Source organism: Caballeronia mineralivorans PML1(12) (genome assembly GCF_001028175.1).
In the GTDB taxonomy this organism is placed as follows: Bacteria; Pseudomonadota; Gammaproteobacteria; order Burkholderiales; family Burkholderiaceae; genus Caballeronia; species Caballeronia mineralivorans.
Window position 1 is genome coordinate 23,340 of the sequence record NZ_AEJF01000081.1, and the last position, 7,509, is coordinate 30,848.

At 59.3% G+C, this 7,509-nt stretch carries 8 protein-coding genes; 6 read left to right on the top strand and 2 right to left on the bottom strand.

The annotated features are described in order from the left end of the window. Nucleotides 1–9 precede the first annotated feature (9 nt). Nucleotides 10–558, bottom strand: coding sequence for a type VI secretion system contractile sheath small subunit (gene tssB, locus EOS_RS12305; RefSeq protein ID WP_047846926.1), 549 nt, complete (start codon nt 556–558; stop codon nt 10–12). Nucleotides 559–620: 62 nt separating this feature from the next. Then, complete coding sequence (locus EOS_RS12310) at nt 621–1,310, bottom strand: tetratricopeptide repeat protein (RefSeq protein ID WP_047846927.1); 690 nt, start codon at nt 1,308–1,310, stop codon at nt 621–623. A 378-nt stretch (nt 1,311–1,688) separates the two neighbouring features. Between EOS_RS12310 and tssJ the strand changes: the two genes are divergently transcribed. The 6 genes from tssJ to EOS_RS12340 form a co-directional block, all read left to right on the top strand. After that, a complete protein-coding gene (gene tssJ, locus EOS_RS12315) occupies nt 1,689–2,303 on the top strand; it encodes a type VI secretion system lipoprotein TssJ (RefSeq protein WP_047846928.1) in 615 nt (204 codons plus the stop codon). 209 nt (nt 2,304–2,512) lie between these two features. Beyond that, on the top strand, nt 2,513–3,859 hold the full coding sequence (gene tssK, locus EOS_RS12320) for a type VI secretion system baseplate subunit TssK (protein WP_047846929.1): 1,347 nt from the start codon (nt 2,513–2,515) through the stop codon (nt 3,857–3,859). Next, nucleotides 3,856–4,644, top strand: coding sequence for a type IVB secretion system protein IcmH/DotU (gene icmH / locus EOS_RS12325; RefSeq protein ID WP_047846930.1), 789 nt, complete (start codon nt 3,856–3,858; stop codon nt 4,642–4,644). The genes tssK and icmH overlap by 4 nt, the downstream gene beginning before the upstream one ends. Nucleotides 4,645–4,734: 90 nt before the next feature. Then, nucleotides 4,735–6,831 (top strand): type VI secretion system Vgr family protein, encoded by a 2,097-nt coding sequence (locus EOS_RS12330; protein ID WP_047846931.1) that lies wholly within the window; start codon nt 4,735–4,737, stop codon nt 6,829–6,831. 40 nt (nt 6,832–6,871) lie between these two features. Then, complete coding sequence (locus EOS_RS12335; RefSeq protein ID WP_047846932.1) at nt 6,872–7,294, top strand: DcrB-related protein; 423 nt, start codon at nt 6,872–6,874, stop codon at nt 7,292–7,294. A 13-nt stretch (nt 7,295–7,307) separates the two neighbouring features. Next, a partial coding sequence (locus tag EOS_RS12340; protein WP_047846933.1) for a hypothetical protein occupies nt 7,308–7,509 on the top strand: 202 nt, incomplete at its 3' end.

Below are 7,509 nucleotides of genomic sequence, written 5' to 3' on the forward strand. Positions count from 1 at the left end.
CCCCGCTGGTTAGTCGCGCTGCTGGTCGTCGTGCGGCCGGTTGTGCTCCGGCGTGGTTGCTCCGCCCGCGTCATGCGCGAGCGATTGCAGTTGCTGCGTGTTGTGCAGCACTTCGCTCAGCAGGTCCTCGAGCTTGTCGTTGCCGGCGAGCTTGTTGCGCAGATCGGCAAGCTTGGACCGCGCTTCGAGCAAGCGTCGAAGCGGCTCCACCTGCTGCACGATCGCGTCCGGATCGAAGTCCGCAATCGAATTGAAGCGCAGGTCAACGCCGAACTTGCCGCCCGCTTCGCTCAAGCGGTTCTCCACCTGGAACGCGGCACGCGGCTCGATTCCCTTCATCACGTCGTCGAAGTTGTCGCGATCGATGTTGACGAATTTCCTGTCGCGCAACCTGGGCTGCTCGACTTCCGACTGTCCCGCGAGGTCGCCCATCACGCCAACCACGAAAGGAAGTTCCTTGATTTCGATTGCGTCGCCGCGCTCGACCTCGTAGGTCAACTGGACGCGCGGCGGTCGAATCTTTTGCAGGCGCTTCTGGATACTTTCTTTCTTGGCCATGGCTGGTCTCGGTGGTTCCGGCGTGAACGGGTATTCGATCTGCTTATGTGCTCAATATGGGCTCAACGCAGCGCGCTGAACGGGTCGGACGCACCGCCGCCCTTGGCAGCTTTCTGCGGAGCCGGAGCCGCGGCTGGCGCCGGAGCGACAGACGCGGGTGCTGCGTCAGGTTTGGCATCCGTGTCCACCTTGGCATCCGTCGCGGCGCCAGCCGTTACAGGTTTCTTGCGCACAACGACTCGCCGCTTCTTCACAACCGGCTTCTGCACCTGCTGCTCGGGCGGGAACAAAGCGTCTTCGCCCAGCGTGTCGCGCAATTGTTTCGCGAGCGCCTGGGCATCGGATTTCGCGTCGCCGGCCAGCGCCGAATCCTGGCGCAATTCGCCGAGCGATTGCGTGGCAATTCGCAAACCGCTTACTGCGAGAACGCTTTTAGCCTGGCGATCCGTTTGATCGCGCTGCAATGCTTCCTGCGCGGCCACGATTGCCTGGCCGTAATGCTGTTGCGTGAATTGAATTTGCGCGATTCGCGACCACGGTTCTTCGCGCGTCGGATCCGATTTTGCGAGATCCTGATAAAGCCCGATTGCCTTGTCTTGATCGCCCGCTTTCGAGACGGCGTCGGCATCCGCCAACTGCTTGTTAAATACATCAGGGGTCGGCGGGACATTAGCCTGTTGAGTTGCGCAACCTGCCATGATGGCGCATGCCACTACTACCCCACTGATTTTTGTAAACAGCCGCTCTGTCATCATTTCTTCACTAAGGCTAATTTTTTAATCATGAGCAAAATCGGATTTTGCCATGCTCGGAGTGCGCAGGTATAGTACAGGCCAAATTTTGTTAATTCAATCGCTACGTAAAGTACTCAAATTTTTATAGATCCCGCCTAGTAACTCGGTAACACACTCTATGTTTTACGGCAAACATCTGATGATTCGGAATTTTTTTCCGAATTACACGAAATAATGGGTTCAGAACAAGCCGAAGGCAGGTCCTGAACGACCGCTATTCGAAACAAAACGTACTTATAAAACAAACGGTTGAGCGAAGACAAGACAGCTTCGCGAATTATCGTCCTTTGCTTGTCATAATCGGGGAGCCCAAGCGTGGTGCGCGAAAGGCAAAGCATGAATATGAGATATCTTGGGTGCAGCGCTATATTCGCCGCCACCCTGCTGATGGGGGGATGCGCGGCGGGGGTTTCAGTCCTCGGCGCCGCTGCCAGTGCGGGTTTGCAGGCGGTCGGCATTGGCAAACCCGACATTCCGGACGCCCAGAAACCGCCGCGCGAAGTGCCGCTGACGCTTTATGCGGCGCCGAATCTGAATGCCGCCATGGATAACCGGCCGCTCGCGCTGGTAGTTCGGCTCTATACATTGAAAGACGCGACTTCTTTCCAGCAAGCCCCCTTTGATACATTCACAGACCCCAGTCGCGAAAAAGCGACTTTAGGCGAAGATTTGATCCGCGTGCGAGAAGTGACGCTGATCCCGGGACAGCGTTATACAGTAAAGGAAAAGGTCACGCGTGAAGCGGGTGCCCTCGGAATCGTCGCTTTATTCCGCGATCCGGCGCAACAGCGGTGGAAGTTTGCATTCGACCCTGCCCGGTCGGAGAAATCCGGCATAATGATCGGCCTGCATAATTGCGCGATGACCGTGACCGGCGGAACGGTGATACCCGCAGACCAGGGATTACCGGCGCAGCAACTGAATCTGCTGTCATCGGTGAGCTGCGGCTAGACCCTGCTTTAATCATGAGTGTGGAAAGAATATTATCGAGCCGGCCGCGTGTGGCGCTGGCGCGAGCAATTCGAAGCGGATGTCCCAGGCAGAACCTCCTTGAACGGTTTCAATGAGCGGTTGCTTTTAAGACCCGAGCGAAAGCGGGTGCGCAGAGCGTGATTTTTCGCAATGCGCAATCGCTGCAGCGACACCTATACAGGTTGAATATGAGTTATTCCGCCAAAGTGCTGTGGGGAGAAGGCCTCTTTTTGCGGCCGCAGCATTTCCAGCGACAAGACGCTTATCACGAGGCGCGTCTGTTCGAGTCCGTCCGAGCTCTCCAGCCTTATAACTGGGGCGTGCGTTCGGTCCGTTTCGACCGCGACGCGCTCGCGAGCAATGTGCTGCGCCTGAGTGACCTGTCGCTGGTGTTTCCCGACGGCGAACTGTATTCCGCGCCGCAAGCCAACGACCTGCCGGCAGCCATCGCGCTCGAGACACTGCCTGACGGCGTCAACGAGTTCACCTTCTATCTCGCCATGCATCCGCTGCGGGAAGCAGGAGCGAACTACGTACAGGATCCGGCCGCCGGTTTTGTCTCGCGCTATGTCAGCGAGCAGGCGCCCGTCGGCGATCACTTCACCGACGCCGCGCAGGCCGACATCACCTTCCTCAAGGCAAGCGTCAAGCTGGTGGCGAACAGCGAGCCGCGCGATCAGTACATGTCCGTGCCGCTCGTCCGGATCCGGCGCACGGCGACTTCGGGGTTCGAGATCGACGAATCGTTCGTGCCGCCGAGCCTCGCTATTGAAGCGTCACCGCTGCTGCATCAGCGCCTGCGCCAACTCATCGAGGCATTGCAGGCGAAGGTCAGTGCGCTCTACGGTTTTCATCGCGAGCCGACGAAGAACATTATCGAGTTCCGCTCCGGCGATGTCGCTTCGTTCTGGCTGCTGCATACGGCAAGCGCCGCCTTCGCCGCGCTCACGCATCTTTACCAGCATCCGGCATTGCATCCCGAGCGTCTGTTCCAGGAGTTGCTGCGGCTCGCGGGTCAGTTGATGACATTCTCGAAGGGTTACGCCCTCGCGGACCTGCCGGTCTATCGCCATGACGACCCCGGTCCTGCCTTCGACCAGCTCGACGGCATCTTGCGCGATCTGCTCGATACCGTGATCTCCACGCGCTACTTCGCAATCGCGCTGGACGAGGTGCGTCCGTCGTTCCATCTCGGGCGCATCGACTCCGGCAAGATCGACGATAAGACCACCTTCTTCCTTTCGGTCACGGCCAGCATGCCCACGGTGGAACTTGTCGAAGCCGTGCCTGCGCGCTTCAAGGTCGGGGCGCCCGAAGACGTCGACAAGCTCGTGCTCTCGGCCATGCCCGGCGTGCGGCTCACGTACACGCCCCAGGTGCCTCCAGCCATTCCCGTGCGGCCCGGCGCCTGCTACTTCGCCCTTGAAACGCGTGGCGCCCTGTATGACCGCATGCTACAGGCGCAATCGGCGATGATCTACGCCCCGTCCGGTATCGACGACCTCAAACTCGACTTGATCGCGGTGACTTCATGAGCTACGCGCCCTCTCTTTTCGGCGATGCCCCTGCGCAACAAAGCAATCGGAACAACGGCCCTGCTACTGCGTCGACGTATCAGATTCGTTCGCTGCTCGATCTGCTTTACGACGGTTTTTTCATGCTGTTCCTGCTCAAGAACGGTCGCGAGCCAGGCGATGCGGCGAGCTTTCTTGCGCGCATCCAGGAATTCCTGGGCGACTTCGACCGCGGCGCGAAAAAGCTGAATGTATCGGCCGACGACATGTTCGCCGCCAAGTTCGCGTTTTGTGCGGCAGTCGACGAGTCCGTACTCGCGTCGAGTTTCAAGATTCGTGCGGAGTGGGAACGCAAGCCGCTGCAGCTGACGTTGTTCGGCGAGCAGCTGGCAGGCGAGAAGTTTTTTCAGCATCTCGAAGAAGCGCGTGCACAAGGGGCGTCACGTCTGCAGTCGCTGGAGGTGTTCCATATGTGCCTGCTCCTGGGCTTCCAGGGCAAGTACATGATGGAGGGACCGGAAAGGCTTGCGTATCTGACCGCCCGGGTCGGCGACGAGATCGCGCAAATGAAGGGCAAACGCGCGCCGTTCGCGCCACATTGGCCGCTTCCGGACCAGATCGCGCACCGGTTGAAAAGCGAAGTGCCGTTGTGGGTTATCGCGTCGGTGTTTGCCTTGATCGGTGTGCTTGCGTTTGTCGGATTGAACTCGTATCTGAAGGACTCGACGCTGAAGGCTGTTGCGCCCTATTCCGAGATCGTGAAGGTCGGGCCGAAGTCGGCGAATCTGACGATCTCGTTGCCTTAAGCCGGGTGTGGTTGATTGGGGAACTTTGGGCGTCGAACCGCGTAAGCGTAGCGCGACAAGCAACGCGCCAGACGACACAGGAGAACGTCTATGAGTTTTGCATCGAACGGAAGCGGCCTGTCGAACGGTGCCTCGTTCAGCGATATCGGCTCGCTTGCCGGGGTCGCGAGCCAGGTTGCGGGCTTGAGCGGGATGCCCGGTGCGGGCTTGATGGGGGGAGCGGTCCGTGCGGTGCAACTGGCCCAGACAGGCGCTTCGCTGCTGGGGAAAACTCCCGCCTCCATTGCGGACGCGATCAACAACGCGTCGGGCGCGCAGCCCAAACTCACGCAGGATAACCGCTTCGTTACCATGACGTCCCCGCTGGGGCCGGACGTGCTGCTCGTCAACGCTCTGGTCGTCGACGAATACGTGAGCCGGCTGCCGGAGATTCATCTCGATCTGCTGTCTCATCGAAACAATATCGACATAGACAAGATCGTTGGGCAACCGGTTTCGATCACGCTCGATCCGCAAGCCGCCAACACCGGCCTGAGCGGGATCGTTGCGGCCTCGGATGCCGACCAGCGCCATTTTCACGGCTACGCCGTGTCGTTCGGCAGAGTGGGCAATTCCGGTACGGTGACGCGCTATGAAATGACCGTCGTACCGTGGTTTTGGTTCCTGATCCGCTCGACCGATTGCCGTATTTTCCAGAACAAGACCGCGCGGGATATCCTCACCGAGATTTTTACCGAACACGGTTTCCAGAACTACGAATTCAATCTCGCCGGCCAGCGTGCGCCGCTCGAGTATGTGGTGATGTACGGCGAATCGTATTTCAACTTCTGCACCCGGCTGATGGAGCAGGAAGGCATGTTCTGGACGTTCCGGTACGACAAGGACAAGCACGTCCTCGTTATCGGCGACAGCAACGACGCGTTCGCGCCAATCGCCAATCTCGACACCGTTCCGTATTTTGCGGACAGCACGGCGAGCGAGCACAACGGCATCGACCGTTGGGACGAGACGTTCAATTTCCGCGTGGGGAAGATCACCTTTCGCGACTTCAACTACAACACCCCTTCCACACCGCTGATGCAGGTCGAAGTACCGACCATGCTGAAGACGCCGAATATCGGCAAGACCGAGCGTTACGAGTATCGCTCGCTCTACGATCATAGCGACGACGGCAACCGCTATGCGGGTTATGCGATGCAAGCGGAGGAAGCGCAGGCGCGCAGGTTCGACGGCAGTGGTTTTGCGTGGCGCATGACGACTGCCGGTCGTTTCAAGCTGACTAACCATAGCGTGTCGGCCTACAACAACAAGGAGTTCGCGATCCTGCACGTGCGCCACCACGCCGTGAACGACTATTCACGCGATGAAGCGAAGCTGCCGTATCGCAATTCGTTCACCTGCCTGCCGATCGACGTGCCGTTCCGGCCCGAGCGCCGCACGCCAAAACCGTTCATGCACGGCACGCAGGCCGCGGTCGTGGTCGGTCCCAAGGGCGAGGAAATTTATACGGACGGCAGTCGCGTGAAGGTCCATTTCTATTGGGACCGTCGAGGAAAACTGGATGGATCGGACACCATCTGGGTACGGGTATCGCAGCCCTGGGCAGGCGCTGGATGGGGCGGCAGCGCCATTCCGCGCATCGGTCAGGAAGTGATTGTCGCGTTCAATGAGGGTGACCCGGACAATCCCGTGATTGTCGGCCGGGTCTTCAACGGAGAGGCGGCGAATCCCTACCACGGTAGCACCGGCCAGACGATGGGCATTCGCAGTCAGACGCACAAAGGGCAAGGCTCGAATGAATTGCGTTTTTCCGACGTGAACGGTGCGCAGGAATTCTTCATGCATGCGCAGAAGGACATGAATACCGTTGTTGAAAACGCGCAGACGACGCAGGTGCTCAAGGGCGACCGGAGCATCGGAGTGGCCAAAGGCGACCATCTGACGACGGTATCGGTCGGTAACCTGCAAGACACCGTCACGCAGGGCAACACGACGCACCAGACACCCGCCGGTGTCCACACGATCGAGGCAAAGGAACTGTGGATCAAGGTCGGTGGAGATGGCGGCACGAAGATCCACATGACGGCCGACACCATTGAAATATACAAAGGGTCGTCCGTCATTCACATCGACGACGGACAGATCAAGGTCCAGGCCAGCAGCACGCACATCAACCCTGATAACTGATTTCCGATCCGCCCCAACCCCCGCTCTACTGGAAAACAACATGTATCAGATGCAGGAAGGCTCCCTGTCGCTGCCAACCGACTGGCACGACAAGACGATGAACGTGTTTGTGTCGGCCGCGACGGGGACCGAGGGCGTCAGTTTTGTCGTGACCCGGGAGAACCTGCCCTGGGGGATGAAGTTTAACGAGTACACGGCCAACGAGGTCCTGAAGCTTGCAAAGCAGGTCGCCGGTTACGAACTGGTCGAGGGCGCGGATACGCAAGTGTCCGGACGCGTCGCGTATACCCACGAATTCAGGTGGCTGAACAATGGCAAGCCGATCCAGCAACTGCTCACGATGGTCGAGTACGGCAAGCGGGTGCTGATGCTGACCTTCACGGCACCGGGCACGATCAGCGAAACACAGAAGAGCCAGGTACAGAACATGATCCAGAGCGTCACGCTGCACGAACCGGACTGAGCGCCGCACGACCATGGCCGACCAGGACAACGATAATCCCACTAGCGCCGGCAATATCGGCGAACCGACCGGCAGTGCCAGCGAACGGCTGGCTCATCTGCAGACGCTCGAGGATGGCGAAGCCGTCAAGCAGCAGCAGATGAAATGGGTTGACGGCGCGAACTACGGGATGCTCGGCGCCGACGCGGGCTACGGTACTTACGCTGCGGGCTCGG